At 58.5% G+C, this 25,377-nt stretch carries 23 protein-coding genes; 5 read left to right on the top strand and 18 right to left on the bottom strand.

What is annotated here, in order from left to right:
* Position 1 precedes the first annotated feature (1 nt).
* On the top strand, positions 2 to 976 hold the full coding sequence (locus tag IEX77_RS08475) for a DUF3316 domain-containing protein (protein WP_229770839.1): 975 nt from the start codon (positions 2 to 4) through the stop codon (positions 974 to 976).
* 1 nt (position 977) lies between these two features.
* Positions 978 to 2,048, top strand: coding sequence for a S41 family peptidase (locus tag IEX77_RS07460; RefSeq protein ID WP_188808365.1), 1,071 nt, complete (start codon positions 978 to 980; stop codon positions 2,046 to 2,048).
* A 93-nt stretch (positions 2,049 to 2,141) separates the two neighbouring features.
* On the opposite strand, the gene IEX77_RS07455 is transcribed toward IEX77_RS07460, so the two are convergent.
* Positions 2,142 to 2,945: a DUF3575 domain-containing protein gene (locus tag IEX77_RS07455; RefSeq protein ID WP_188808364.1), complete on the bottom strand. Its 804-nt coding sequence runs from the start codon at positions 2,943 to 2,945 to the stop codon at positions 2,142 to 2,144.
* A gap of 571 nt (positions 2,946 to 3,516) precedes the next feature.
* On the opposite strand from IEX77_RS07455, the gene IEX77_RS07450 reads away from it, so the two are divergent.
* From IEX77_RS07450 to gmk, 3 genes are read left to right on the top strand one after another with little or no spacing between them, the layout of a single operon-like run.
* The gene (locus IEX77_RS07450) at positions 3,517 to 3,978 is read left to right on the top strand and encodes a peroxiredoxin (RefSeq protein ID WP_044115670.1); all 462 of its coding nucleotides are present in this window, start codon (positions 3,517 to 3,519) and stop codon (positions 3,976 to 3,978) included.
* A 44-nt stretch (positions 3,979 to 4,022) separates the two neighbouring features.
* Entirely contained in the window at positions 4,023 to 5,129 is a 1,107-nt protein-coding gene (gene recA / locus IEX77_RS07445; RefSeq protein WP_009432708.1) for a recombinase RecA, read from the top strand.
* A 36-nt stretch (positions 5,130 to 5,165) separates the two neighbouring features.
* Positions 5,166 to 5,738, top strand: coding sequence for a guanylate kinase (gmk, locus tag IEX77_RS07440; RefSeq protein ID WP_044115669.1), 573 nt, complete (start codon positions 5,166 to 5,168; stop codon positions 5,736 to 5,738).
* A 3-nt stretch (positions 5,739 to 5,741) separates the two neighbouring features.
* On the opposite strand, the gene cobC is transcribed toward gmk, so the two are convergent.
* From cobC to IEX77_RS07350, 17 genes are all read right to left on the bottom strand, one after another.
* On the bottom strand, positions 5,742 to 6,302 hold the full coding sequence (gene cobC / locus IEX77_RS07435) for an alpha-ribazole phosphatase family protein (RefSeq protein ID WP_188808363.1): 561 nt from the start codon (positions 6,300 to 6,302) through the stop codon (positions 5,742 to 5,744).
* Positions 6,303 to 6,323: 21 nt separating this feature from the next.
* Complete coding sequence (locus IEX77_RS07430; protein WP_188808362.1) at positions 6,324 to 7,154, bottom strand: adenosylcobinamide-GDP ribazoletransferase; 831 nt, start codon at positions 7,152 to 7,154, stop codon at positions 6,324 to 6,326.
* A complete protein-coding gene (locus tag IEX77_RS07425; protein ID WP_229770838.1) occupies positions 7,147 to 9,432 on the bottom strand; it encodes a GH92 family glycosyl hydrolase in 2,286 nt (761 codons plus the stop codon). Before IEX77_RS07425 ends, IEX77_RS07430 begins: the two co-directional genes overlap by 8 nt.
* Before the next feature lie 165 nt (positions 9,433 to 9,597).
* Positions 9,598 to 10,329, bottom strand: a complete 732-nt coding sequence (locus tag IEX77_RS07420; RefSeq protein ID WP_188808361.1) for a nitroreductase family protein — start codon at positions 10,327 to 10,329, stop codon at positions 9,598 to 9,600.
* 245 nt (positions 10,330 to 10,574) lie between these two features.
* Entirely contained in the window at positions 10,575 to 10,769 is a 195-nt protein-coding gene (rpsU, locus tag IEX77_RS07415; RefSeq protein ID WP_060935521.1) for a 30S ribosomal protein S21, read from the bottom strand.
* Between the two features lie 674 nt (positions 10,770 to 11,443).
* Positions 11,444 to 12,493: a hypothetical protein gene (locus IEX77_RS07410; RefSeq protein ID WP_188808360.1), complete on the bottom strand. Its 1,050-nt coding sequence runs from the start codon at positions 12,491 to 12,493 to the stop codon at positions 11,444 to 11,446.
* Positions 12,494 to 12,530: 37 nt separating this feature from the next.
* Positions 12,531 to 13,616, bottom strand: coding sequence for a hypothetical protein (locus IEX77_RS07405; RefSeq protein ID WP_229770837.1), 1,086 nt, complete (start codon positions 13,614 to 13,616; stop codon positions 12,531 to 12,533).
* A gap of 39 nt (positions 13,617 to 13,655) precedes the next feature.
* On the bottom strand, positions 13,656 to 14,771 hold the full coding sequence (locus tag IEX77_RS07395; protein WP_188808358.1) for a hypothetical protein: 1,116 nt from the start codon (positions 14,769 to 14,771) through the stop codon (positions 13,656 to 13,658).
* 17 nt (positions 14,772 to 14,788) lie between these two features.
* A complete protein-coding gene (locus IEX77_RS07390; RefSeq protein WP_188808357.1) occupies positions 14,789 to 17,152 on the bottom strand; it encodes a TonB-dependent receptor in 2,364 nt (787 codons plus the stop codon).
* A gap of 543 nt (positions 17,153 to 17,695) precedes the next feature.
* Positions 17,696 to 19,006 carry a ribosome biogenesis GTPase Der gene (gene der / locus IEX77_RS07385; RefSeq protein ID WP_009432761.1) on the bottom strand — a complete coding sequence of 437 codons (1,311 nt, stop codon included), beginning with the start codon at positions 19,004 to 19,006 and terminating at the stop codon, positions 17,696 to 17,698.
* A 37-nt stretch (positions 19,007 to 19,043) separates the two neighbouring features.
* A complete protein-coding gene (gene era / locus IEX77_RS07380) occupies positions 19,044 to 19,946 on the bottom strand; it encodes a GTPase Era (RefSeq protein WP_044115665.1) in 903 nt (300 codons plus the stop codon).
* Positions 19,947 to 20,039: 93 nt separating this feature from the next.
* On the bottom strand, positions 20,040 to 21,041 hold the full coding sequence (locus tag IEX77_RS07375; protein ID WP_188808356.1) for a beta-ketoacyl-ACP synthase III: 1,002 nt from the start codon (positions 21,039 to 21,041) through the stop codon (positions 20,040 to 20,042).
* Positions 21,042 to 21,165: 124 nt separating this feature from the next.
* Positions 21,166 to 21,342 (bottom strand): 50S ribosomal protein L32, encoded by a 177-nt coding sequence (rpmF, locus tag IEX77_RS07370; RefSeq protein ID WP_009432677.1) that lies wholly within the window; start codon positions 21,340 to 21,342, stop codon positions 21,166 to 21,168.
* A 22-nt stretch (positions 21,343 to 21,364) separates the two neighbouring features.
* Positions 21,365 to 21,910 carry a YceD family protein gene (locus tag IEX77_RS07365; RefSeq protein ID WP_188808355.1) on the bottom strand — a complete coding sequence of 182 codons (546 nt, stop codon included), beginning with the start codon at positions 21,908 to 21,910 and terminating at the stop codon, positions 21,365 to 21,367.
* 123 nt (positions 21,911 to 22,033) lie between these two features.
* Entirely contained in the window at positions 22,034 to 23,047 is a 1,014-nt protein-coding gene (locus IEX77_RS07360) for an NAD-dependent epimerase/dehydratase family protein (protein ID WP_188808354.1), read from the bottom strand.
* A gap of 24 nt (positions 23,048 to 23,071) precedes the next feature.
* Entirely contained in the window at positions 23,072 to 23,950 is an 879-nt protein-coding gene (locus IEX77_RS07355) for an MlaD family protein (RefSeq protein ID WP_188808353.1), read from the bottom strand.
* Between the two features lie 39 nt (positions 23,951 to 23,989).
* Positions 23,990 to 25,225: an N-acetylmuramoyl-L-alanine amidase family protein gene (locus IEX77_RS07350; protein ID WP_188808352.1), complete on the bottom strand. Its 1,236-nt coding sequence runs from the start codon at positions 25,223 to 25,225 to the stop codon at positions 23,990 to 23,992.
* Between the last annotated feature and the right edge of the window lie 152 nt (positions 25,226 to 25,377).

Below are 25,377 nucleotides of genomic sequence, written 5' to 3'. Positions count from 1 at the left end.
CATGAATAAGCCCCTTGCTCTGCCCCTCATGGCCCTCGCACTGGCGCTCCTCTCGGCTCCGCTGAGAGCCCAGAGTGCAGCGGATAGCCTCGGGGCAGGCTCAGAGGCGCGTAGCCTCTTCACGATACCAGAGCCACAGACCCGCCAGAGCAACATCACCTACCGCAGCCAGTACTTCGGCATCGGGGGGATGCGTCTCGGGCATACCTACCTCACACCGCTTAACTACGGCGGGGAAGTCTACAGCTACACCTCGGAGCATACCCGCCTGGGCTACCGCTCCCTGCCAGAGCAGCGTGTCGCACGAGGAAGCCTCTTCGGCTACACGCCCCGCACGACCGACCCACGCTGGCTGCGTCATACGCTCTTGAATGTCGACCTGGCCTCGACGAAGAACCCCGCTGGCAATGGCTCCATCTATAGCCTCACCGCTCGCTATGACTGGGGGCGTCTGCGCCACATCAGCGCCGGCAGCTGGGGGCGTCTCGCTATCGGTGGTAGTGTCGTCGGTCTTGCTGGTGGTATGTATAGCTCCCGCAATGGGAACAATCCTGGTACGCTGGATATGGCGCTCTCGGTAGGCCCCTCAGCACTCTACTCGCTTCGCTTCGGCCCCGCACGCCTCCCGCTCCTTCTCAAGGCTTACGCTCATACCGATCTCTTGGGGTTCGCTTTCTCGCAGGAGTTTGGTGAGACGCTCTACGAGCTCTATTACTTCGGCCAGCCCTCGCGCCGTATCTACCTGACGCACCCGCTGAAGGCTCCCACGGGCTTCGTCCTCACCAGCGTAGATGTCCCTGTGCTCGACTACTTCACGCTCTCTGTAGGCTACCGCTGGGACTACCGTCGCACGGAGCTGAATCACCTCTCCGCCTACCGCCATCAGCACAGCCTCCTCATCGGGGTGACGACGAAGATCCTTCCGCTCGAGGGGCGTCGTGCTGCCGATGATCACTCGACCCTTGTGCCCTTCTGATATGAAGCACCTCACTAAGCTCCTCGCCGCGCTTGGCCTCCTCCTCTCGCTCGCATGCTGTACCACCGAGCGCGAGTACACGGCTGATCCGTATGCCAACTATGACCGCCTCTGGGAGATCCTCGACCGTGGCTATTGCTACTTCGACCTCAAGCTCCCTCAAGGCACTACTTGGCGTGACCTCTACCATAAGCACCGCCGTGACCTGCGCCCCACGATGACGACCGACTCGCTCTTCCTCGTGATGAGCCAGCTTCTTGCTGAGCTACGTGATGGGCACGTCAATCTGATCTCCACCTTCGACTACGGGCGCTACTGGCAGTGGCGGAGCGAAGGCCCTCGCTCCTATGACGAGACGCTTGTCGAGAGCTACCTCGGCGATGACTACCATATCGCTGGTGGGCTGGCCTACAAGTCGCTGGATTATCCGAAGGGCGTGCGCCGTGCTGAGCCCATCGGCTACGTCCGTGTGGCATCGTTCTCCTCGGCGATCTCAAGTAGCAATGTGAATGCCGTGCTCAACCGCCTCAAGGCGTGCAACGGCCTCATCCTCGACCTGCGCAATAATGGGGGCGGTCAAGTCACTACCTCCGATATGCTGGCGCAGCACTTCATCCGTGAGCGCAAGCTCGTCGGCTATATCTCGCACAAGACGGGCCCTGCGCACGATGCTTTCTCCCGTCGCACTCCCTTCTACCTCGATACCCTGCAGGTGGGTACGATCTGGCTCAAGCCCGTCGTCGTCCTCGTCAACCAAGGGGTGTACAGCGCCGCCAATGACTTCACGCTCCGTATGAAGGGCCTCCCACAGGTCAAGATCGTCGGGGTGAAGACGGGCGGTGGTGGTGGCCTGCCGATGTCCTCCGAGCTACCTAATGGCTGGGCGGTGCGCTTCTCTTCGTCCCGCACCTACGATGCCGACGGTGCTGATATTGAGCAGGGCATCACGCCTGATGTCGTCCTCAAGGATGAGATCGCTCGCGGGGCAGAGGTCGATCCCTATATCGAGGCCTCGGCAAGTCTCCTCACACGCTGGATCCTACAGATCAAGTCGAAGCAGAAGAAGCAGTAGCTCCTTCGTAGGCCATATAAAAGCGATCCCCCGCAGCGACACGGATGTCACTGCGGGGGATCGCTATTTAATAGGAGTTATCTCCTCGGGGGCTTAGAAGCGGAAGCCGAGAGAGACGGAGGCACGAAGCCAAGCCCAGGGGGTGGAGACGTTGTCGATAGAGACCTTCTTAGAGGCCTTATCTACGTTGACATCCTCACCGACGAGCTTGATGGTGGGCAGGTCGCTGACGTTCTCGCTGATCTGCTTCTGTAGGTCTGCGATTTCCTTGTCGGTGAGGTTCGTAGCAGAGTAGTCGCCCGCGAGGGTCAGCTTACCCTTACCAGCGTGTACGCCGAGGATGTTCCAGTCGAGGACGATGTTCTTATTGCGACCGAAGAGCCACTGAGCACCGAGACCGAAGCCGAAGCTATTCGTCTTGAAGTCGCCCGTGAGGTCAAGAGCAACGGGCTTGTCAGTCGAAGAAGCACCTTCGCGTACGTCCATATTGAGCGTGTAGCCAGAGAGCTTATAGTTCTGATAGCGGTAGTAAGCCATCAGGTAGAAGCCGTGACCGTAGCCACCGCCCGTGTACCAGCGCAGCTCAGGCGTGACGTAGAAGGACTGGAGCTTTACGCTGCTCATAGAGACATCGTGACCGATATGATTCTCGAACGACGAGGAGAAGGGCAGGGCACCCTTGGGCATCGTAGCGATGCCGAGCTGGAGGCTGAGACCCTTCGTGAGGATGCGCTCAGCAGCGAAGCTGTAGTTCTTGAAGATGGGGCTGGTGATGTTAGCCTTGACGATGGTCTTCCCGTCGAGCAGAGCGCCATGCTCGGGAGTGAACTTAGGGGTTTGAGCCGCGAGGGTGCTTCCCAGGGCGAGGCTCAGCAAGAGAGTAGAGAATTTCTTCATACGCATGTATATGTTTTAGATATTTAACGTTGCAAAGATAATCTAATATTCTTGTGGTTGGATTACTGCTCCGCGTATGGATAAAAGTTGTGGAGGAGTGGCAGATAAGTTTGGGCTACGTACGTGGCTCTAATATCTACGTACGTGGATATTGGGATTTACGTGCCTGGTCTTTAAGACTACGTGCATAGATAGAAGAATACCACTACGGGAAGGTACTTTTTTCTTCATGGAGATAGCACTTTCCCTTCTGCTGGATAAGAGGAATACGCGTGCAGAGGCAGAGGGTTTGCTCGGTCACTTTGGAGAGGGATATCGTGGGGCTGGGGGTGCGATGCCTTAGCACAATAAATAGCAGGCAGGACTCGCGGCAACAGGCTCATTTAGGCTTACATCACGACCCCATAGGGGGCTGCGGCGCCTCTCCCCTCAAAGTGACTCCCGGCGATGTGCTTCTGATGCCTGCCCTTTCAGGGCAAATGCGTATTTTTGTATTAGGGAGATTGCTCGCCTTGCGAAGCCTCCCATTTCCCGCAAACGATACTTAGATACTTTATTAGATACACTGCTTATGGCACTGACATTGGGGGATCTTGTCCCCGACCTCTTGGGCTTGGACGAAGCAGGGCAGGAGGTACGCCTCTCGGACTACCCTGGGCGTAAGATCGTCCTCTACTTCTACCCCAAGGACAATACCTCGGGTTGCACGGCGCAGGCATGTAGCCTGCGTGACGGCTACAGCGAGCTCCGCGCCGCTGGCTACGAGATCATCGGGGTGAGCCGTGACTCGGCGAAGAGCCACGTGGGCTTCCGCACGAAGCACGAGCTGCCCTTCCGCCTGATCGCCGACACCGATGTGCGCCTCAATGAGCTCTTCGGCACTTGGATCGAGAAGAGCATGTACGGCCGCAAGTACATGGGTACTGAGCGCACGACCTTCGTCATCGGCACCGATGGCCGTATCGAGCGCATCATCCGTGGCAAGGCCGTCAATACGAAGGACCATGCCCAGCAGATCCTCCACGAAGATTAATCACGGGCTCTCCCCGAGCCTACATATAAATAGACAACCTCCACATGAGTGAAGAAGTAAAGCTCTCCAAGAGCGCTAAGGATAAAGAGAAGCAGGCCCAGGATGAGGCCAAGCTGAAGACCCTCGAGACCGTCCTCGGTAAGATCGAGAAGACCTACGGCAAGGGTGCGGTCATGAACATGGCTGCCCGCCCCACGACCGATGTCAATGTCATCCCTACTGGCTCGATCAACCTCGACCACGCTCTCGGCGTAGGCGGCTATCCCCGCGGTCGTATCATCGAGATCTACGGCCCCGAGTCTTCGGGTAAGACGACGCTGGCTATCCACGCTATCGCAGAGGTGCAGAAGCAGGGCGGTAAGGCGATCATCATCGACGCCGAGCACGCCTTCGACCCCTCCTATGCCGAAGCGCTGGGTGTCGACATGGACAGCCTCTATATCTCTCAGCCCGACAACGGGGAGCAGGCGCTCGATATCGCCGAGCAGGTCATCCGCTCTGGTGCCGTCGACCTGGTCATCATCGACTCCGTCGCAGCCCTGGTGCCTAAGCAGGAGATCGAGGGCGATATGGGTGAGACGAAGGTAGGTCTGCAGGCCCGCCTCATGTCGCAGGCTCTACGTAAGATCACGGGGGCTATCAGCAAGTCCAATACCGCCTGTATCTTCATCAACCAGCTCCGTGAGAAGATCGGTGGGAACTCCTACGGCCCCTCCGAAACGACTACGGGTGGTAACGCCCTGAAGTTCTACGCCTCCGTGCGTCTGGACATCCGTCGTATCGGCCAGCTCAAGGACGGCGATGAGGTCATCGGGAACAATACCCGCGTGAAGGTCGTCAAGAACAAGGTAGCACCTCCCTTCCGCGTCGCAAACTTCGAGATCCTCTACGGTCAGGGTATCTCCCGCCTCGGTGAGATCATCGACATCGCTGAGAGCGAAGACTTCATCAAGAAGAGTGGCTCGTGGTACAGCTACGGAGCTACGAAGCTCGGTCAGGGTAAGGAGAACGCTAAGCAGACGCTCGCCGACAACCCCGAGCTCCTCGATGAGCTGACGGAGAAGGTCAAGGAAGCCCTGCGCAACGAAGGCAAGCCCAAGGACAAGCGCAAGAAGAAGGCCGCTAAGGACGAAGACGAGGACGAGGATTAATTCCCCGTCCCCGGCCTCTCGCTTCTATTGTAATCTATGGGAAAGCTAATCATCATCTCCGCCCCCTCGGGTACGGGGAAGAGTACGCTCATCAATCGTCTACTCGCTGAGCATCCCGAGCTGCATCTCGGCTTCTCCGTCTCGGCTACGAGCCGCCCACCCCGTGGGCAGGAGCAGCATGGCGTGGAGTATTACTTCTTCTCTCCCGAGGAGTTTAAGGCCGGCATCGAGCGTGGCGACTTCCTCGAGCATGAAGAGGTCTACCCTGGACGCTACTACGGTACGCTCCGCTCCGAGGTCGACCGCCGTATCGCTGCGGGTGACCGTGTGATCTTCGACGTCGACTGCGTCGGCGGACTGAATATCAAGAAGGGATATGGGCACGAAGCCCTGAGCATCTTCATCGAGCCACCCTCGATCGAGGAGCTCCGTCGTCGTCTCGTCGGGCGCTCAACGGATAGCCCCGAGGTCATCGAGGAGCGTGTGGCGAAGGCCGCTCACGAGCTGACGTATGCACCGCTCTTCGACCGTGTGCTGACCAACGATGATCTGGAGCGCTGCTACGGGGAGTTCTACTCGATCGTGAGTGCCTTCCTCAGCGAAGACTAAGGCTCAGAGCTCGAGCGTACAGATCGCACCATAGGGACTTTGGTGGCTGAAGGCCTCCTCGAGAGGATACCAGCCAGCCCAAAGCCCAGCAGATAGGAGGACTCCTCCGTGTGTGAAGACTAAGACTTCACATGCGGAGGAGTCCTCGTTTTGTGCGAGTTCATCTCGTAGCTCTTCGATGAAGTCCGCTACGCGTGCTGCCTGCTCTGTGAAGGACTCGCCCCCCGTGGGTGCCACGTGGAGGTAGTCGTCGTACCAGAGCTGGAGGCGTGGGTCGGTGATCTCGTCGAAGCGCTGCAGCTCCCACTCCCCGAAGTTCAGCTCTAAGAGCCGTGCGTCGAGGATGGGGGCTTCGTAGCCCAGCGCCTCACTGAGGCGCCGACAGCGGGAGAGGGGACTGCTATAGATGCGGGTAGGTGTGCGCCCTTCGAGCCGCTCAGTGAGCCGTGCTCTGACGTCCTCCGCCTCCTCAGCGAAGGATGCCGCCAGCGGGATATCACTCTGCCCATAGCAGACACCGCGTGCGATGTCGGGGCGGGTGTGGCGGATGAAGTGCAGGCGCATGGTAGTAGGTGGGATCGTGGCTTAGACGCCTAAGCCGAGGCGGTAGAGGATGGCGAAGCCCGTGAGCGTCGCCAGCTCTGAGAGGACGCATAGCGCTCCGCAGGTGTCGCCCGTGTAGCCGTCGATACGCTTACGCAGGTAGGCGATGAGTCCGCCACCGACGAGGATAGGGAGGAAGATGGAGAGCGGTACGAAGTGCGTCAGTTCGCTCCCACCGATGGGTGTGGCCTCGATAGGGCGCAGTGCCCACCACTGCGCTGTGAGGAAGATCGCCAGCGCTGCGTAGATCGCCAAGGGGCGTGCCTTGCGGTAGGTGACCCCGATCTTACTATCCTCTTCACGACGAGCATAGGGGAGGAACTGTACCTGCAGGAGCGAGGTGACCTTCCCCGTGATGTCCGAGGCGAAGAGCACGGCAGGGAGCCAGCCGGCGGGGAGTGACGTGCCCAGCGCCCAGTAGGTGAGGTAGTAGAGGATGAGCCCGAGGACGGCATAGCTCCCCACATGGCTATCCTTCATGATAGCGAGGATCTGACTGCGCTCCCTTCCGCCGCCGAAGCCGTCGAAGAAGTCTCCGAGGCCGTCTTCGTGGAAGGCGCCCGTCAGGAGTAGGCGCGTGCCGAGGGCTAAGGCCAGCGCTGCTCCCACCGAGGGGAGTATCAGTGAGTAGAGGTAGAAGCTCCCCGAGAGGGTCGTCGCCGTCACGAGTCCCGCCACGGGCCACCAGCTGAGGGCATCCTCATAGTCAGCCGTGGTAAGCTCCCGTAGGCGCCAGAAGGGGAGGCGTGTGAAGAGGCTGAGGGCAGCGATGAGCGCCCCGAGATGGCTTCGCTTCGTATCCGAATTATTCATACCAGACGCTACCCGGCTCATCGGTGAGGGTAAAGCGGATCTCGCCGCCCTGCATCACGTCGTCGTAGGTGATGTAGGACTTGCGGAGCTCACGGCCGTTGATGGTGACGCGCTTGATGTAGCGCTTCTTCTCGCTCAGCTCGGGAGCGGAGAGGCGGAGCGTACGGCCGTTGGGCAGGCTGATCGTACTCTCACGGAAGAGGGGCGTGACGAGTTCGTAGCGCCCGCTCAAGGGATCGACGGGATAGAAGCCGAGCGAGGCGAAGACGTACCAGGCGGACATCTGACCGCAGTCTTCGTTGCCACAGAGCCCAGCGGGCTTGTCGGTGTAGAGCTGCTTGAGTACGCGGTGTGTGAGGTCCGTAGTCTTCCAAGGCTGACGGGCCGCGTTGTAGAGGAAGATGACGTGGTGCCCTGGCTCGTTGCCGTGAGCATACTGACCGATCATCCCCGTAGAGAAGATAGGTAGCTCGATGTGGCTGGGGGTCTCGGAAGAGAAGAATTCGTCGAGGCGCTCACCGAGCTTACCCTGCATGAGCTTCGTCAGTCCATCGATATCGTGCTGTACGCTGAAGAGGTAGTGGTAAGCATTGCTCTCGGTGAAGGACTTGGTGTAGGCGAAGGGATCGAAGACGCTATCCAGCTCGCCATTGCTCTTGCGGAGGCGGAAGAAGCCCGTCTTCTCGTCCCAGAGGTGGCGGTAGGAGCGGGCACGCTCGCGGTAGATCTTCTCCACTTCGTGGTCGCCCATCCAGGCGGCATAGCGTGCGATAGCATCATCGTCGTAGGCATACTCGAGGGTCTTCGAGACGCTCTCGTCCTCGCGGTCGCTCCCGATGTAGCCCATCTTGCGGTAGTCGTCCAGGCCGCGGTAGCCCTTGCGCTCGGCCGTCGTGCGGAGGAGGCGGAGGAGCTTTTCCTTGTCCTTGGGGACGTAGATCCCGCGTAGGACGGCCTCGACGATGACGGGTACGGAGTGGTAGCCGATCATCATATCGGTCTCGGAGGCAAACATATTCCACACGGGGAGGTGTCCTTCGTTCTGCTCGCCGAAGTCGATGAGTGACTGCACGAAGTCACGCTGGAGGTTGGGCTGAAGGATGGAGTAGAGTGGGTGGGCTGCACGGTAGGTATCCCACAGTGAGAAGGTGCTGTAGGTGCTACCTGCACGCTGATGGATCTCACGATCGGCACCGAGGTAGCGGCCGTCGACGTCGCTATAGAGCGTGGGGCAGATCTGCGCGCGATAGAGTGCCGTGTAGAAGGTCGTCTGCAGGCTATCGGGTGTGTCGGATGAGAGACGGATCTGTGCAAGACGCTTGTCCCAGCGCTGGGTAGCAGCCTGGCGGTAGCGGTTGAAGTCGGTATGAGGGGCTTCGGCCTGCAGATTCTTCAGCGCGCCCGCTTCGCTTACACCAGAGAGCGCGGTGCAGAGCGTGATGCTTTCGCCAGCGCGTACCTTATTGTAGTAGAGGCGGAGGATGACGCCATAGCCGACGGACTTACCTACCTGCCCCTTACTGAGGATGTATGGGGTAGCTGTGCGCTCGATGCGGGCAGCAGGGCGAGAGAGCTTCGTGGTGAAGTAGACTTTCTGATTGCAAGCCCAGCCGTCGGAGTAGCGGAAGCCCGTGATCTGTGTGGGCGAGATGGCGCGTGCGTCGCTATTGACGGTGCGGTCCCAGTTCATTGCCTTGTCCAGATTGAGGATGATGCAGACCGAGTCAGCATCCTTCTGAAAGGTGTAGCGCTGTACCCCCACGCGGTCGGTGGCGGTCAGCTCGACACGGATCTTATAGGGCTCGAGTGTCACGGCATAGTAGCCGGCCTTCGCCACCTCGGTAGCGTGCGAGAAGCGTGCGTGGATGCCGATAGGTGCTTGCTCCTCTCCCGTCTTACCTGCTGCAGGCTTGTGCGTGAGACGGTCGTCCAGCGCGGGAAGGGTGACGGGGAGGAAGGAGATATCATAGAGGTCGCCTGCTCCCGTGCCACTCAGGTGCGTGTGGCTGAAGCCTGCGATCGTGCTGTCGGGGTAGAAGTAGCCAGCGATATAGTCCCAGCCCGCACGCCCGTTGTCGGGGCTGAGCTGCACCATACCGAAGGGTGCCGAGGCACCAGGATAGACATTGCCCACCCAGTCGGTACCGATGAGGGTATTCACACGCTGCGAGAGGCGTGGATACTGAGGGCGAACGATCTGCTTGTGCTGTGCGGGCAGCGTAAGGGTCGTAAGAAGGCCGATGCCAAGGCCCAAGAGGGCACGTAATCGTCTTGTCATAGAGGAGGCTATAGCTATATAATATGGTGTAAAGATACGCATTTACCCACGGGTAATCGGTATGTGATGGTGGGTTTTCCCCGCCTTATCCACTACTTATACACAGCGTGCGCCCCATCTCTCCACTATGGGGAGGGATGGGGCGCACGTATGGGCGGGGCGGTCTTACTTCCCGATACGCTCGTAGACGCTCTCGAAGGGTACGCGGATGCGGTCGCCCAAGGGGCGCTTCTCATCACGGATACCGCAGGAGACGATGAGCGAAGGTTCGATGGAGGAGGGTAGGCTAAGCGCCTTGCGCACACGGAGGGTATCGAAGCCCTCGACGGGGCAGGTGTCGTAGCCCGCTTCGCTCATAGCGAGCATAAAGGTCTGCGCGACGAGGGCACAGCTCTTATGCAGGACGGTCTTCATATCGCCCTCGGTACCCTGACGCATTATGGGGCGGAAGAGTGCGATGGCGTTCATCACGAGATGGCGTGCCCAGCCCCAGACCTTGCACCCACGGCTGTAGAGGAAGGGGATCACCTTGGTCATATATTCACGCTGCAGGGCTTCGTACTTTGCCCACTTCTCCTCGGGCTGGTGCTTGTGGATATCCTCCACGATGCGGGGGAAGAGGTAATCCACACGCTCACGCCAGCGGGAGGGGGTGATGGCGAAGACGACGATTTCCTTTGCCGTGCTGATGGTGCTCTGCCCGAGACAAGCTGGGGTGAGCGCAGCGATGACGGCAGGGTCGGTGATATGGTAGCAGCGATAGAGCTGCATATTCGAGCTCGTCGGGGCGAGGGTTGCCTGGTGTAGGCATTCCTCGACGCGGGCGCTGTCCAGAGGCTTCTCTGGGTCGTAGTAGCGTATGGCGCGACGATGCTGGAGGGTTTCGTGAAGGCTCATTGAGGTGGCTCTATTGGGATATAGGATATACGTGGGGTCGTGCGCCCCATAGCATAGGGGGATAAAGCGACACCGCTGATACCCTCAGAGTGGGATATCAGCGGTGCGTAAATCATTGGGATACCTCTTGACGCCCGCTAAGAGCGGTGCGAGATGGGGTATGGAGTAGCCTCGTAATCGAGGGCGGGATGATCGCCTTCGCTCGTGCGAGCACTGTCAGCGAAGGGAGGGAGACGGAGTCTCTACTACTGCTCTTCGGCCTGCTGGAGCTGCTTGACGTAGATGGCCTTCTCCATCTTCTTGCGTCGAGCTACAGAGGGCTTGATGAAGGCCTGACGGGCACGAAGTGCGCGCACAGCACCGGTCTTCTCAAACTTTCTCTTGAATCTTCTCAGAGCCTTCTCGATGTTTTCGCCCTCTTTTACTGGAACTACGATCATAATGTCTTACTTATCTATTTTGTTGTTATACTTTCTATTGCAGGGAGAGTGCTACATACACTCTAATCAGTGCGCAAAATTACTAATACTTTGGCGAATACACAAACTCCCGCTTTGTCTGCCTGCGCCTCCCGCACTAAAATCTCCTGCCCTGCACCTTGCTGAAGTACCTTAGGTATATGGGTGTGTGGATAGAGCTATATAGAATAGCGAAGGAGGCTATATAGCTTTCGGTGTGAAGCTATATAGCTTTGTGAAGTGACCTCTATTAGATTATTGCTCCGCATAGGGATAAAAGTTGTGGACGAGTGGCAGATAAGTTTGGACTACGTACGTGGCTCTAATATCTACGTACGTGGATATTTGGATTTACGTGCCTGGTCTTTAAGACCACGTACATAGACAGAAGAAAACCACTACGTGAAGGTGCTTTTTTCTTCACGAGAACGATGCTTTTCCCTCCGCTGGACAAGAGGAATACTCGCGATAAGGCGAAGGGCGTGCGTGTCTCTTCGGAGAGGCCTATCGGGGAGCTGGGTGCGTGATGCCTTGGCGCTCTAAATAGCGGGCAGGATTTGCGGCAACAGGCTCCACAGATGCAGTGAGCCCCACACGCCCCCGATAGTCGGGGAGGTGTGGGGCTCACGGTATATAGAATCGTAGGGAGCGGAGGCTTAGTATTCTTCGCCGCCGGACTCTGCGCCCGTACCGTTGTAGAGGCTGATGAAGTCAGCTGCGACCTTGAGCCATTCCTTCGTGTCGAGGGCTTCCATCAGGTGGTTAGCCATCTTCAGGTACTCGCTACGGAGCTGGTCGAGGGGCAGGGGCTTGTCGGAGGCCGACTTTAGCTCGTCGGTGAATTCGCGCGTGCCACATACGAAGAAGGGTACGCTGGCTTCAAAGAGCTTCTTACCACCTTCGCTGGTGAAGTTCTTGTTGGGCGCATAGAAGGGGGCGGGCTGGTCGTCCACAAGCTTACCCTTGGGAGCGTGGTAGAAGACAAAGTGCAGGTTGAACTTCGAGATCTTCTTGAACTGCAGGTAGCCCTTCATACCGATAGGCTCGGTGTCGGGGAGGAACTTAGCCTGCTTGTCTTCGGGGTCTTGCTTGCGGCTCTTCTGTACGCTCTTATCCCAGGGGTCGCTGTCGCAGTACTCGTAGTGCATCAGCTCAGGGGTCTTGTCGAGCGTGAAGTCAATAGGCTCATCTCCGTCGAATGCCTTGACATCGCTGGGATAGATGAAGAGCTGATACTGGCTACGGACCTTGGGGTCAGCGTAGGCGCCATTGACCAGCTTGCCCGATGCGTCATAGTAGCGCACCCAGAGAGCGTAGTCGGGGGCTGCGGAGGTCACGTTGCCATATTGCATCATCTCGGTGCCGATGAAGCGCTCAGGGCTTCCCTTCTCGAGCTGCCAGCTATCGCCCTGCTTGACGAAGGTCATAATCTGCTCTTGGGAGAGGAGCGAGAAGTTCAGCTTGGCGTTGTTGGGGATGTAGTGGACACCCTTCTTAGAGTGGAGGTGCGATTCGCCGAAGCGGAGGACGACCTTCGTGATTTCGGGGAGCTCACCTTCCTTGGGCTTGGGGGTAGGCTTGACATCTTCCTTCTTGTCGGGAGGAGTGGGCTTAGGTTCGTCGGACTTCTTGGCACAAGAGGCGAAGAGGGAGGCTCCCACGAAGAGAAGGGCGAGAGCGCGTGCAGTGCTGCTGATATTCTTCATACTGCTGAGGGTTGATTATAAGGATTATGGTTATGGATTACATATGGAAGGAGCTGTCGTCATTGCCAGGCTCGGAGGTCTCGTCATTCTCCTTCATCTCCTCGGGAGTCTTCTTGAAGGCGCGAGCCATATCGCTCCAGTAGCGGGCGGGGTACTTCAGCAGGTCACGCTTGTTGGCGATGACGCGTACAGGCAGGAGGACTTCGAAGACGGTCGTCCACTGGATGCTGGGCTCAGGCTGGTAGGACTCGGAGCTGATGAGACCGTGCTGATCGTGCTTGAAGAACTTCGGCCCCGTGCTTTGCTTGAGGCTGATCTTGAGGTAGAAGGAGGCCAGCTGGCTGGGTGAACCCTTTTCATCCCAGTCCCAGTCGCGGTCGAGGAACTTGAAGTGCCCCTTCATCCCGATCTTGTTGAGGTTCTGCGTGCCAGGGATGCGCAGGAGGTGGTCCTTAGCATCGCCGTCGCCCTTCATCTCATAGTAGGGATCCTTGGTGTCACGGTAGACGTACTCGAAGATGGCCTTGGTGCGCTGCTCCAGCGTCGTGGTGGGGATGCTGGGCTTGGCCTTGGTGTAGTGGTCCCACGCGATGGGCTTATCCGTACGCAGATCCTTGACTTCGTGGATAGTGCCCGTAGCGTCCTTCTCTGCGATAGTGAAGAAGATCTGGTAGTGGTCGCTGAGCTCGGTGAGCACGTCGTTCACGCGGTTGCCCTTAGCGTCCTTGAAGGTGAAGAGCATGCCGAAGAGCGCCCCGCCCTGATGGGCCTGGAAGTAGGGCATATCCTTGAGCTTGTCTTCCCACGTCAGCGTGACCTTACCGCTGCCGTCATTGCGGAGGGTGAAGCGCTGCTCCTGTGGGTAGAAGAGGCCACGGCGGACATTGTTGCCGTGCATATTGCCGTGACCGTGGTCGTGACCTTCCTTGATGAGGACATCACAGGTCGCCCACTCGAAGGTGCGTGGCGAGGGTGAAGGCTTAGGCTGAGGAGTCGGTGTGGGGGTAGGTGTTGGCTTGGGTGTAGGCTGGGGCGTGTCGCCCTTAGAGCCGCAAGCCACGAGCCCTGCGGAGAGGCCGAGGGCAAGCATCCAGGCTGCTGCCTGGCTACGATACGTACGCATAGTCTGATGTATTGATGATTAGGTGATAAATAGTCGGTGCTACATGCGCGCCTTAGGGTCAAGCTGCATACCGCCATCGAAGAGTGCTTGGCGGATAGCGGTGGCTGAGCCGCCCGTCTCTCTGGCGATATCGGCAGCGCACTTGTCGGGCGAGCCATCGGCGTCGGCGATGACGCGGAAGGGGAGCTTGAGATTGATGTCCGTGACTGTCCAAGCGTCGTGGCGCTCATTGAACTCCAAGAGATGGTCAGGTGCAGGCCCGATATACTTACTGCCGACGGTGATATGCACGAGGGTCAGCTGCATCTGGAAGGCGATGTCGGAGCGCAGGAACTGGAACCATCCCTTCAGCCCCGTCCTGTCGAGCGGTGCCGTGGGGTCAAGTGAGCGGCGCTGACGTAGGAAGCCTACGGTACGCTGCTGCTTGCTCTCGGGATCGGTGTACTCCTCTCCGAGGGTCAGCTCAATGGGGTCGGTGTCGCGGTAGGTGAAGTGGAAGACGTCGGGCGAGAGACGCTTGAGGTCATTCGGGCGAAAGCGCTTGTAGGGGTCGCTCTCGCGGTAGTTCGGTGCGGTCTCAGGCTGCTTGTGGCCCGCATCATCGAGGATGTAGGTGAACTCCTCGTAGGGCTTGCCGTCGAGATGCGTCGGGTAGCTGAAGCGCCCGATGCGGTCGACATTCATGATCTGGAAGAAGTGCTGGTGGATAGGCAGCATGCTCCCCTCTTCGTCGTCAGGGAAGAAGCCGATGAACTGGTAGTTCATCAGCTCACGTTTATCGTTGTAGTAGCGCATCTCCAGCGTATAGTAGAGGTCCTTTCCCTTGATGACGTCGAAGGACTGGCGGTCGCCGTAGAAGGTAATACTACCCGTCTGCCCCGAGGAGCGGCGCAGGTCGATGGTCTGGTAGACGGGGAGGATATCATTGTGTCGCTGGTCATAGGCCTCGACATAGTTGCCCGAGGGGTGCATACGCCCGAGGCGCAGGACGATGAGTGCGCGTGCCCATTCTTCGTGTCCCTTGATCATATCCTCGACCGTGGGCTCCACGGCCTTGACTTGACAGGAGGGGAGGAAGAGAGCGAAGACGCTCAGAAGGAGGGCGAGCATCGAGGTGAGACGCTGACGGCGTAGGGTCATAAGGAGGGTGGTCATGGTCGTCACTTGGGGAATTAGAAGTACAGGATAGTACGGAGGGTCACACTGCGTCCAGGCGCATGGGCATAGTAGCGGAAGCGGTCGGAGGCCTCCTTGTAGAGGGCGTTGAGCGTGTTCTCCGAGGAGAGCAAGAAGCGCAGAGAGCGGCGTGCATCGAGGGTATAGCGAAGCTCACCCTGCAGGCCTAAGAGGAAGTAGCCTGCGGGCATATCGGATACCAGCTCATGCTCGGGGTCGAAGCGCGTCTGCTTAGCTACGCTGATGCCTTCGGCGCTGATGCGACTCTGCCAGCGGCCTGTGCTGCCCCAGCTTCTCGTCCACTGCGCCCCGAGAGTATAGCGGTCGGCAGGCATAAAGGGAAGCCAAGTGTCATGGGAGACATTGCGCCCACGGATCCACTCGCCCTTAGCGGTGAAGGTCAGCTCCTCGGTGGGGCGTGCCGTCAGTGTGATGTCGCCACCCCAGAAGCGGCAGTCGTCTTGCTCGAAGGCGAAGATGGGGTAGACACCGCTCCAGTGGACGTGAATCCCGTTCTCACCCTTGTTCTTATTCGGAGCGTCGTAGATATAGTTGTCGATGTGCTGGTAGAAGATGCTGGGCTCGATAGTCAGCCAATCCTTGCGGTAGTCGAGGGAGAGGATGGCCTTGTAGCCGTGCTCGCTGCGGAGGGTGCGGTCGCCGAGGCTCCATGAGCCACCGTGGTGCAGGCCATTGCTGTAGAGCTCGTTGACGTCGGGAGCGCGCCAAGCCAGGCCGAGGCTGGCACGGGCAGCAAGGCCTTCGCTGAAGCGGTAGTGCGCCCCGAGGCTCCCCGTCATATTCGTGTAGGTATTCTTCTCGCCATAGCGTAGACGGCGCCAGTCACGGCCAGCTGCATCGGTGATGCGGTGGTCATAGCGCAGACCAGCCTCGAGAAGGAGGGCATCGAAGCGGGCCTTCTGCACGACGTAGGCTGCGAGGTTGAGTGTGGCGAAGTTCGGGATGAAGGGTGTCGCTGCCGTACCTGGCTGGTTCGTATTGCGCTGGAAGAGGTGCGAGAGCCCTACTTGCGTCTCCCAGTCGGGACGTGCCCAGCGTAGGCGGTAGCGTAGGTCGGTCGTGTAGGTCGAGAGGATGAGGTCCATGACGGGGGTCTGTGTCCAGACATCGATCTTGCGATTCTCGTACTCACGGCGGTGGTTGTCTTGGTAGGCTGCCCAGAGGCGCAGCTCCTGATTGTCGTCGAGCTGGTAGGTGACGTCGCCCTTGATGAGCAGGTGACGAGCGCGTTGACGAGGTGCCTTGATATGGTAGGAGAAGGGCGTGATGTTGATGGGGTTGGGGCGTCCAGCAGCGAAGACCTGCTGTAGCTCGAAGAGGTCGCCGATGTGCGAACCGATGAAGACCCCGCTCTCTGTCGAGTACAGACTCCCATAGAGCGTAGCACGCAGGCGGTCCTTGGTGTAGCCGGTGAAGAGCGAGGCGCTCCATTCCTCCAGCCCCGTATTATTCAGTAGATAGTCTGCGGTGCCGTAGTCGCCTGCCCGGCGATAAGAGCCCTGCATACGCAGGCCGAAGCCATACTGTCCACCCTCGAGACTGCCCGAAGCGTCTACACCTCGACCGTTGGTCGTGTAGCCGAGGTTGGCATGACCTCGGTAGGAGAATTCGTCGGCTGTGGGGAGGGGGGAGGGGTTGATGAGGACGACACCGCCGAGGGCTCCTGCGCCATAGCGTACGGCTTCGGCGCCCTTGATGACCTCGACTTGACCTGCACCCGTGTGGTCTACTTCGGGAGCGTGGTCGGCACCCCAGCTCTGGCTCTCGAGGCGGACACCATTGCTGATGAGGAGGATACGGCTACTATGCATCCCCTGGATCATGGGCTTGGAGATCGTCGCACCGCTCTTGATAGAGCTGACACCAGGCAGGGCTTCCAGCAGACGCGCGATGGACTTCTCACTCTGCGCCTGCAGGTGGGCAGTGCGTAAGACCGTGCTCTGCTGGGTAAGTGAACTTTCTCGCCCCGCACCCGTGACGGTCACACCCTCCAGATGGCGCTCACTGCGCGGCTCGAGGTCGATGATGAGGGGCTTGCCTTCGGTGGGAAGGGAATAGCTGTGCTCACGTATCGTCTGATAGCCTGGCTTAGCGAGGCTGAGGACGATGGTGCTTCCTGTGCTCGTAGGGAGTGAGAGCTGGCAGCGCCCTTCGGCATCCGTGCTGGTCGAAGGCCCTCGCTTGAGGTGGAGGGATACGGAGGGAATAGGGTGCTGCGTCTTGGCGTCACGCACCAAGATGAGTAGATGCCGTCCGACTTGTGCGCGCGCTTCGGGGGCTGCCCCAAGCGCACAGAGGAACAAGAGGGAGAGGCAAAGCAGTAGAATTCTTCTGGACATAGCTTGCCATGTAGAGGTAAATAAGGTGAACGTAAGGTCGGAGCAGGCGTGGGGGATGTGCTTTCCTCGTGGTCGCTGAGGCCTATGGGTTCTGGTCGGTACACATGGTGGGGAGTTTGGTTAAGGCTCCGTCGCCACATGCGGAGGCAAAGTTAAGGCATTTATTCACATGGGCAAAAGTCGCCCGAAGTACCTCCCGATGAGGCTCGGATAGTTATGGGGATTGCCCATGCCTTTTGCCTCTCTGACGGACTGCTCTTCTTGTAGGGAAGAGCGGGCTTCTACAGGGTGGGGATATGAACCTATATTGGTCGGCAGGTGAACCACTACTGGTCCGTGAGCGAACCAGTAGTGGTTGGCACTATGAACCAGTAGTGGTTCGCTCACGGACCAGTAGTGGTCGGAGCGGTGACCAGTAGTGGTTCGTATCACCCTCGTATAGTGCTTCGCGGAGCGAGGTGCGGAAGGAGGGGGAAAGTAAGCGCCCCAGCCGGTAGTTGGACTACCGGCTGGGGCGCTTCGTTGGGCGGGGGAGAAGGGAGGCTACTTCTCGCGAATGAAGATGTTGATGGGCGTACCGGAGAAGTCCCAGTGCGCACGGATCTGATTCTCGAGGAAGCGGCGATAAGGCTCCTTGACCCACTGGGGAAGGTTCGCGAAGAAGGCGAAGCTGGGCACCGCGGTGGGGAGTTGCATGACGTACTTGATCTTGATGTACTTGCCCTTGGTGGCAGGAGGAGGCGTGGCTTCGATGATGGGAAGCATGACTTCGTTGAGCTTCGAGGTGGGGATGCGCTTGCTGCGACGCTCGTAGACCTGCTGGACTTCCTCGAGGACCTTGAAGATACGCTGCTTCGTCAGGGCCGATATGAAGATGATGGGGAAGTCGGTGAAGGGAGCCAGACGCTCGCGGATAGCGTTCTCAAAGGTCTTGATGACGGCATTGCTCTTGTCCTCAACGAGGTCCCACTTATTCACGCAGACGATGAGCCCCTTGCTATTCTTCTGGATGAGCGAGAAGATGTTGAGGTCCTGGCTCTCGATACCGCGGGTGGCGTCGAGCATAAGGATACAGACGTCGGAGTTCTCAATAGCGCGGATGGAGCGAATGACCGAGTAGTACTCGAGGTCTTCGTTGACCTTGCCACGCTTGCGGATACCAGCCGTATCGACGAGGTAGAAGTTCATGCCGAACTTCGTGTAGTGCGTGTAGATCGAGTCACGCGTGGTACCTGCTACGTTGGTGACGATGTTGCGCTCCTCACCGATGAAGGCATTGACGAGCGAAGACTTACCCGCGTTGGGTCGGCCGACGATAGCGATACGTGGAGCATCGAGAGTCTCGTCGACGTATTCGCCTTCGGGGAGGTTCTTCGTGATGGCATCGAGGAGGTCACCCGTACCGCTACCGCTGACAGCAGAGATAGGCATAGGGTCACCGAGCCCGAAGCTGTAGAACTCAGCTGCCTCGTAGTGCTGGGCGAAGTTGTCTGCCTTGTTCGCCACGAGGAGGACGGGCTTCTTCGTGCGGCGGAGCTTGGCAGCGACCTCATCATCGAGGTCGGTGATGCCGCTCTCAACGTCGACGACGAAGAGGATGACATCGGCTTCCTCCATAGCGATCTCTACCTGCTTGTTGATCTCGCCTTCGAAGATATCTTCGCTACCTACTACCCAACCGCCGGTGTCGACGATGGAGAACTCGCGGTCGAGCCATGATACCTTGCCGTACTGGCGGTCACGGGTCGTACCTGCCTCTTCGCTGACGATGGCCCCACGGGTCTGCGTCAAGCGGTTGAAGAGGGTGGACTTCCCTACGTTGGGGCGCCCTACTATTGCTACTAAATGACTCATATCTGATGCTGTGATTGGTGGGTGAGGCTTACCGCTCTTAGTCGAGGCGGTAGCCGTAGGCGCGGAGGATCTTGTCGCGGTTGCGCCAGTCCTTCTCTACCTTGACAAAGAGCTCGAGGAAGATCTTCTTCTCGAAGAATCGCTCCATGTCGCGACGTGCCATCGTGCCGACCTTCTTGATGGCGACACCGCGGTGGCCGATGATGATGCCCTTCTGGCTGTCGCGCTCGACGACGATCAGGGCCTGGATGTGGATGCGCTCGTCCTCTTCCTTGAAGGATTCGACGACGACTTCGACGGAGTAGGGGATCTCCTTCTTATAGTAGAGGAGGACCTTCTCACGGATGATCTCGGTGACGAAGAAGCGCGCGGGACGGTCGGTCAGTGCGTCCTTCTCGAAGTAGGGAGGAGAGGGGGGGATGAGGCTCTCGATGCGCTTCTTCAAGGGCTGGACATTGAAGTTGTTGAGCGCAGAGATGGGGATGATCTCCGCCTGAGGAAGCTCCTTGTGCCAGCGCTCCACGAGCTCGACGAGCTTGTCCTGGGTCGTGAGGTCTACCTTATTAATAAGGAGGAGTACGGGGCACTTGACCCCACGGACGCGCTCGAGGAAGAACTCATTCTTATCGGCCGTCTCGACCGTGTCGGTGACGTAGAGTAGGACGTCAGCATCACCGAGAGCCGACTCGGAGAACTCGAGCATGCTCTCCTGGAGCTTGTAGTTCGGGCGCAGTACTCCAGGGGTATCACTGTAGACGATCTGCAGCTCGGGAGTATTGACGATGCCCATAATGCGGTGACGCGTCGTCTGGGCCTTGGAGGTGATGATCGATACGCGCTCGCCGACCAGGAGGTTCATCAGGGTGGACTTCCCCACGTTGGGGTTGCCCACGATATTGACGAAGCCTGAGCGGTGCGTGACTTCTTGCTTGTCTTCCATCGTCCGGAGTATGGAGGGGTAGGAATGAAAGACCTTGCCCGTCCTCTCCCAGCGAAGGGAAGAGTGGCAGGCAAGGTCTGTCGTATGGGGAGATTAGTTCTTGGGATCGTAAGCCCACTTGACGTAGACTGCACCCCAGGTGAAGCCTGCGCCGAAGGACGTGAGGATGAGGTTGTCACCCTTCTTGAGCTGCTTCTCGAACTCCCAGAGGCAGAGGGGGATCGTAGCCGAGCTGGTGTTGCCTCGGTACTCAATGTTGACCATCACGCGATCCAGAGGTACCTGCATCTCACGCGCTACAGCGTCGATGATACGGAGGTTTGCCTGGTGGGGGACGACCCAAGCGATGTCGTCATAGCTGAGTCCGTTGCGCTCCATGATGGTGCGGCAGCTGGAGGACATACCCTTGACAGCCTGCTTGAAGACCGCAGCACCCTCCTGATAGACGTAGTGCTCACGGCGATCGACCGTCTCGTGGGAGGTGGGGCTGGCCGAGCCACCAGACTTCATGATGAGGTTGGTGCGACCCGTACCATCCGTGCGGAAGTAAGAGTCGAGTACACCTTCGTTCTCCTCAGTAGGCTCGAGGAGTACGCACGCAGCGCCGTCGCCGAAGAGCGGGCACGTAGCGCGGTCGGTGTAGTCGGTGATGGCGGTCATCTTCTCAGCGGCAAGCACGATGATGCGCTTGTAGCGGCCTGAGCGGATGTAGTTAGCTCCAGCTTCGAGAGCATAGATGAAGCTGGGACAAGCAGCCTGCATGTCGAAGGTAAAGGCGTTGATACAGCCCGTCTCGAAGGCTACGATAGATGCCGTCGTGGGGAAGTGGTAGTCAGCCGTATTCGTAGCCAAGATAATCCCGTCGATGGTGGCGGGGTCAATGTTGTTGCGGGAGAAGAGATCCTTGACGGCTTCGATGCCGAGGAAGGAAGCACCCTTCGTGGGGTCCTTGAGGATGCGACGCTCGCGGATCCCGACACGGGTCATGATCCACTCGTCGTTGGTATCGACCATCTTCTCGAGGTCGGCATTGGTTATCTTATCTTCAGGGAGATACCCTCCGACAGCCGTGATGGCTGCGTTGATGATACTCATAGGTTAGTTGGATATACTGATGTAGATTAATTTCAATCGCCTTAGCTTGTCGCTCACGAAGTTACAAAAAAAGCCCCAAAGGGGATACCTTGGGGCTTTTCTTTGTGTTGGCTAAGTGGGGCTATTAAGCCTGCTCGATGGCAAGCTTACCGCGGTAGTAACCGCACTCACCACATACCGTGTGGTAGATGTGCCATGCACCGCAGTTAGCGCACTTTGCGAGCGTAGGCATAGCTGCCTTATCATGAGTACGGCGCTTAGCGGTACGCGTCTTGGACTGTCTTCTTTTAGGATGTGCCATAAATCTTATTTTGTTTTAATTACTAATCTCGCTTGAGAGCCTTGAGTGCAGCCCAGCGCTCGTCGATCCCCTCATCATCGAGGGTGGGGGCGGGGCCTTCGGCTTCGTCGCGCACTTCATCGGTAGAGACGCGGGCATAGGCCGACATCATCTCCTCGTTGCACTCGCCCTCGAGATGCATTCGCTGTAGGGGAAGGCTCAGGATGATATCCTCATAGAGGATCCACTCCAGGTCGAGCACCCCATCTTGCTCAGAGACGACGAGGATCTCGTCCTTCTCCTCAAGGGCTTCATTGCCGAACTTGACTATAAGCTCGCGCTCGGACTCTACATCTATATCTACCGGGTCAAGGCAGCGATCACAGTCGACCACCACATAGCCCTCATAGTAGAGGTCCAAGCTAAAGACGTCTCCCGTACGGCGCAGGCGTAGGTCGACATCGACCTCACCGCCGTGTACGCTACCCTCCGATAGGCGCTCGAAGTAGCCGTCCTCGAGGAGCCAGGTGTACTCGTGATCGCCTTCCGGGAGACTCCGTAGATTGATCTTGTACTGGTCGGTATGCATGGGTGACTCTTAAACTATGCGTAAAAATCTGCGCAAAGATACACAAAAGCCCCCATTCCCACAATTAAAAAGTGAGTAATGTTTGCCAGCTCTTGAGTGGAGCAGGCTATGCGGGGGCGATGACTATGGGAGGAGACCGCGGGAGCGCCCGTCGGCGATGGTCTCGCGAAGCCCTTCCTCAAGGTTCTTGCTTGGGGTGAAGCCCAGAGCGAAGAGCGGTGAGGGATCACAGCGCCAGTTGCGCTGTGCGAGGATCGGGTACTTGTCCCGATTGAGTGGCGTCGTCTGCCCCGTGATAGCTGCTCGGAGCGAGCCGAAGAGGCAGGTGAGGCGCACCAGTGGCAGGGGGATACGTATATGGAATACGTGCTTGCGACCCAGCAGACGCTGAGCCAGATGACCGAACTCTCGGTCGGTATAGGTGTCGCCGTCGGCTACGATATAGCGCTGACCGCGGGCACGCTCATCGCGTAGTACAAAGAGGGCAGCTCGGGCAACATCCCCGCCATAGACGAAGGTCAGATATTGCTTGCGCAGGCCTGACATCGCATTGATGCCACGGGCGATGCTCTGTAGTGCGATGAGGTAATCCTTGTCTCCTGGGCCATAGACGCCTGTGGGGAGGAGGATCGTGAAGGGGATACCCGACTGCTCGGTGTAGTGCTCTGCGAGGCACTTACTACGGCCGTAGCGGGTGTTGGGCTTCTGAGGAAGCTCGGCATGCAGCGCTTCATCGGGGCCAGCTACATTGCCGTAGCTACTGAGGCTACTCATCAGGACGAAGCGCTTGGGGGGCTCCGAGAGACGGCTGAGTGCGTGGAGCAGTCGGCGCGTATGCTCGGCGTTGACCTCTGCGAACTCCTCGAGGCGGGCGGTCTTCGTGATGCCCGCATTGTGGATGATGTAGTCCCACTGGGGAGCGCCTTCCTCTAAGGGACGGACCGAGTCGAGAGCAGTGAAGAGCTGATCCTCATCATAGTAGTCGACTTCAAGCAGCTTGACCCCTTGCTTCTCAAGGCGGGTCTTGTCACTGTCCTTGCGTACAGCGGCCCATACCTCGTAGCCCGCTTCGAGAGCTTGGCGGACGAGATGGCTGCCGATGAAGCCAGAGGCTCCGGTGATGAGTAGACGCTCCATGGTAATCGTGTCGGTCGTGTGGGCTTAGAAGATGGAGAAGTGCACGTAGCGCTTGGGGTTCTCCTGCAGGTCACGCATAAGACGGTCTGCACTGCCTACGAGGCTGTCGAGGCGGTTGTAGAGCGAGGGGTCGTTGAGGAGAAGACCTGCGGTATTGTCCTTGCCACGGAGCTGCTGGGATACCAGCTGAAGCTGAGCCGTCGTCTCCTGAAGGCTGAGCATCAGGGAGTCAAGGCGCATCGAGGAGAGCTGACCGGAGAAGTTCGCAAGGTTGGAGCTCATGTGCCCGACATTGTCGAGGACGGGGCCAAGGCTGCGGCTCGTGCGGTTCAGCCCAGCCATCATACCGTGCAGCTGCTGTGTAGAGGCACTCAGCCCGTAGAGCATGCTGTCGATGCTCTTGTCGTTGAGCAGGGCATTCAGGCGCTCCAGCGTGTTGGTGATCGTGGGCATCATCCCTGCGATAGCAGGGAGGATCTTCTCAGAGACGGAGGATAGGAGCCCGTCGCCTGCATCTTGGCTGGCGATGGTATCCCCCTCGCTGAGGTAGGTCTGGCTCTGGGGATTGATGATGAGCACGAGCTCGGCACTCCCAAGAGGATTCGACTTGATCTTCAGCTGACTCCCTACGGGGATGCGCATATCGTCATCGAGCGCCAGCTCGAGCGTAGCGCCATAGCCACGGGCATAGTCGAAGGCTACCGAGCGGACGTTGCCCACCTTGAAGCCACTGGCTTCGACAGGAGCTGCTGCAGAGATGCCGCTGAGGTTGTCGAAGTGGGCATAATAGATCGAGGTCTTCTTAAAGACTTCGATACCCTTGAGGAAGTTGACCCCGATGTAGCCGAGGGCAACGGCGATGATGGCCAGCAGGCCGATCTGTACCTCTTTCTTTATCTTCATATGTATCTTATTTCTATATATGCTCTTTGATAGGGGGGCTTAGAGGCGCGTCTTGCCTTGGTAGCGTGCGATGTAGGCATCGCGGTAAGTGCGGGGGAGGGCACGAAGCTGCTTCTGCGCTTCGGCCTTCGAGCTCGTGGGTGCGAGTAGATAGATGTACGCGCGCCCGACCTTCACTCGCTCTACTGCGGTGGGGAGATTGCGGAAGCGCGCATCCTTCGTGTCGATCTTATCGGGGCTGGAGAGGAACTGGACGCGGTACGTGATCCCCGAGTCGGAGCTCTTCGCTTCACTCTCCTTCTTGGTCTTCTCCTTGTCCTTGCTACGCTCACGACTCTTGTTCATCGCACGCTCGACCTCTGCGCGGGGACTGTTGTCCTTGTCTGCGGTAGGCTCGTCAGCGGTCTCGTCGCTAACAGTAGCGGTCTCTTCCTTCTTCGTCTCGGTGCTATCGGCCTCCTTGCTGTCCTGGGTCTTCGTGCTCTTGCCGCGATAGCTACGGTAGTAAGAGCTGAAGCCCGCCGCGATGGCCGAGGCAAGGGACTGCTGGCCTGCTGCGCTGAGCATGAAGGAAGCTTCGTTGGCATTCGAGAGGAAGCCGATCTCGGTGAGGATGCTGGGCATAGCCGACTGGCTCAGTACCCAGAGGATGTCCTGACGTACGCCACGGCTGTAGCGTCCAGCGGAGCGGTACTGGCGCTGGATCTTGTTTGCCAGCTCGATGCTCTTGTTGAAGTAGGCATCTTGCATGAGGTCAAACATGATATAGCTCTCCGTCGACGTCGGGTCAAAGCCCTTGTAAGTCGTCTTATAGTTGCTCTCGAGGAGCATCGCCTTGTTCTCACGCATCGCCACGCTGAGGTTGTTGGCGAACTTCGCGATCCCCAGTACATAGGTCTCCGTACCGTGGACGTCCTTCGACGGTGCGCTGTTGACGTGGATGCTGAGCATGAGGGAGGCCTTGTTCTTATTGGCAAAGTCTGCACGGGCCTGCAGACCGACGAAGACGTCCGTGCTACGCGTGTAGAGTACACGGACCTCGGGGTGCGCTGCGTGGATCTTCGCCCCGACTAGCTTGGCTACTGCGAGGGTGATATCCTTCTCCTTGCCACCATTCCCTACGGTACCAGAGTCCTTCCCCCCGTGACCGGCATCGATGACGACAGTGAAGAGGCGCTGGGCTTGCATCCCGAGGGGAGCAAGAGCGAGACAGAGGAGGAGCGTAAGTATTGAGGCGCGGATGTAGCGTATAGCGTGGATCTCAGCGAGCGGCATATGCTTGGGAGGAGCCGTATAGGCTCTACGAACAATGATTTATTTAATAACGCAAAGATACAACGCTTTTGTAAAAGGGGGCTTGTGTCCTCGCAGAAGATAATACGGAGACCCCTCCCTCACGACGGTTGCAGTCGTGAGGGAGGGGTCTT

Source organism: Porphyromonas pasteri, from assembly GCF_014647755.1.
GTDB classification, from domain to species: domain Bacteria; phylum Bacteroidota; class Bacteroidia; order Bacteroidales; family Porphyromonadaceae; genus Porphyromonas; species Porphyromonas pasteri.
The sequence above is the reverse complement of the archived record's forward strand: the minus strand, read 5'-3'. Positions and strand labels throughout refer to the sequence as shown.

Coding starts and splice junctions, on each gene's coding strand:
- IEX77_RS08475 (WP_229770839.1), top strand. CDS start 2: ATGAATAAGCCCCTTGCTCTGCCCCTCATGGCCCTCGCACTGGCGCTC.
- IEX77_RS07460 (WP_188808365.1), top strand. CDS start 978: ATGAAGCACCTCACTAAGCTCCTCGCCGCGCTTGGCCTCCTCCTCTCG.
- IEX77_RS07455 (WP_188808364.1), bottom strand. CDS start 2,945: ATGAAGAAATTCTCTACTCTCTTGCTGAGCCTCGCCCTGGGAAGCACC.
- IEX77_RS07450 (WP_044115670.1), top strand. CDS start 3,517: ATGGCACTGACATTGGGGGATCTTGTCCCCGACCTCTTGGGCTTGGAC.
- recA (WP_009432708.1), top strand. CDS start 4,023: ATGAGTGAAGAAGTAAAGCTCTCCAAGAGCGCTAAGGATAAAGAGAAG.
- gmk (WP_044115669.1), top strand. CDS start 5,166: ATGGGAAAGCTAATCATCATCTCCGCCCCCTCGGGTACGGGGAAGAGT.
- cobC (WP_188808363.1), bottom strand. CDS start 6,302: ATGCGCCTGCACTTCATCCGCCACACCCGCCCCGACATCGCACGCGGT.
- IEX77_RS07430 (WP_188808362.1), bottom strand. CDS start 7,154: ATGAATAATTCGGATACGAAGCGAAGCCATCTCGGGGCGCTCATCGCT.
- IEX77_RS07425 (WP_229770838.1), bottom strand. CDS start 9,432: ATGACAAGACGATTACGTGCCCTCTTGGGCCTTGGCATCGGCCTTCTT.
- IEX77_RS07420 (WP_188808361.1), bottom strand. CDS start 10,329: ATGAGCCTTCACGAAACCCTCCAGCATCGTCGCGCCATACGCTACTAC.
- rpsU (WP_060935521.1), bottom strand. CDS start 10,769: ATGATCGTAGTTCCAGTAAAAGAGGGCGAAAACATCGAGAAGGCTCTG.
- IEX77_RS07410 (WP_188808360.1), bottom strand. CDS start 12,493: ATGAAGAATATCAGCAGCACTGCACGCGCTCTCGCCCTTCTCTTCGTG.
- IEX77_RS07405 (WP_229770837.1), bottom strand. CDS start 13,616: ATGCGTACGTATCGTAGCCAGGCAGCAGCCTGGATGCTTGCCCTCGGC.
- IEX77_RS07395 (WP_188808358.1), bottom strand. CDS start 14,771: ATGACCACCCTCCTTATGACCCTACGCCGTCAGCGTCTCACCTCGATG.
- IEX77_RS07390 (WP_188808357.1), bottom strand. CDS start 17,152: ATGTCCAGAAGAATTCTACTGCTTTGCCTCTCCCTCTTGTTCCTCTGT.
- der (WP_009432761.1), bottom strand. CDS start 19,006: ATGAGTCATTTAGTAGCAATAGTAGGGCGCCCCAACGTAGGGAAGTCC.
- era (WP_044115665.1), bottom strand. CDS start 19,946: ATGGAAGACAAGCAAGAAGTCACGCACCGCTCAGGCTTCGTCAATATC.
- IEX77_RS07375 (WP_188808356.1), bottom strand. CDS start 21,041: ATGAGTATCATCAACGCAGCCATCACGGCTGTCGGAGGGTATCTCCCT.
- rpmF (WP_009432677.1), bottom strand. CDS start 21,342: ATGGCACATCCTAAAAGAAGACAGTCCAAGACGCGTACCGCTAAGCGC.
- IEX77_RS07365 (WP_188808355.1), bottom strand. CDS start 21,910: ATGCATACCGACCAGTACAAGATCAATCTACGGAGTCTCCCGGAAGGC.
- IEX77_RS07360 (WP_188808354.1), bottom strand. CDS start 23,047: ATGGAGCGTCTACTCATCACCGGAGCCTCTGGCTTCATCGGCAGCCAT.
- IEX77_RS07355 (WP_188808353.1), bottom strand. CDS start 23,950: ATGAAGATAAAGAAAGAGGTACAGATCGGCCTGCTGGCCATCATCGCC.
- IEX77_RS07350 (WP_188808352.1), bottom strand. CDS start 25,225: ATGCCGCTCGCTGAGATCCACGCTATACGCTACATCCGCGCCTCAATA.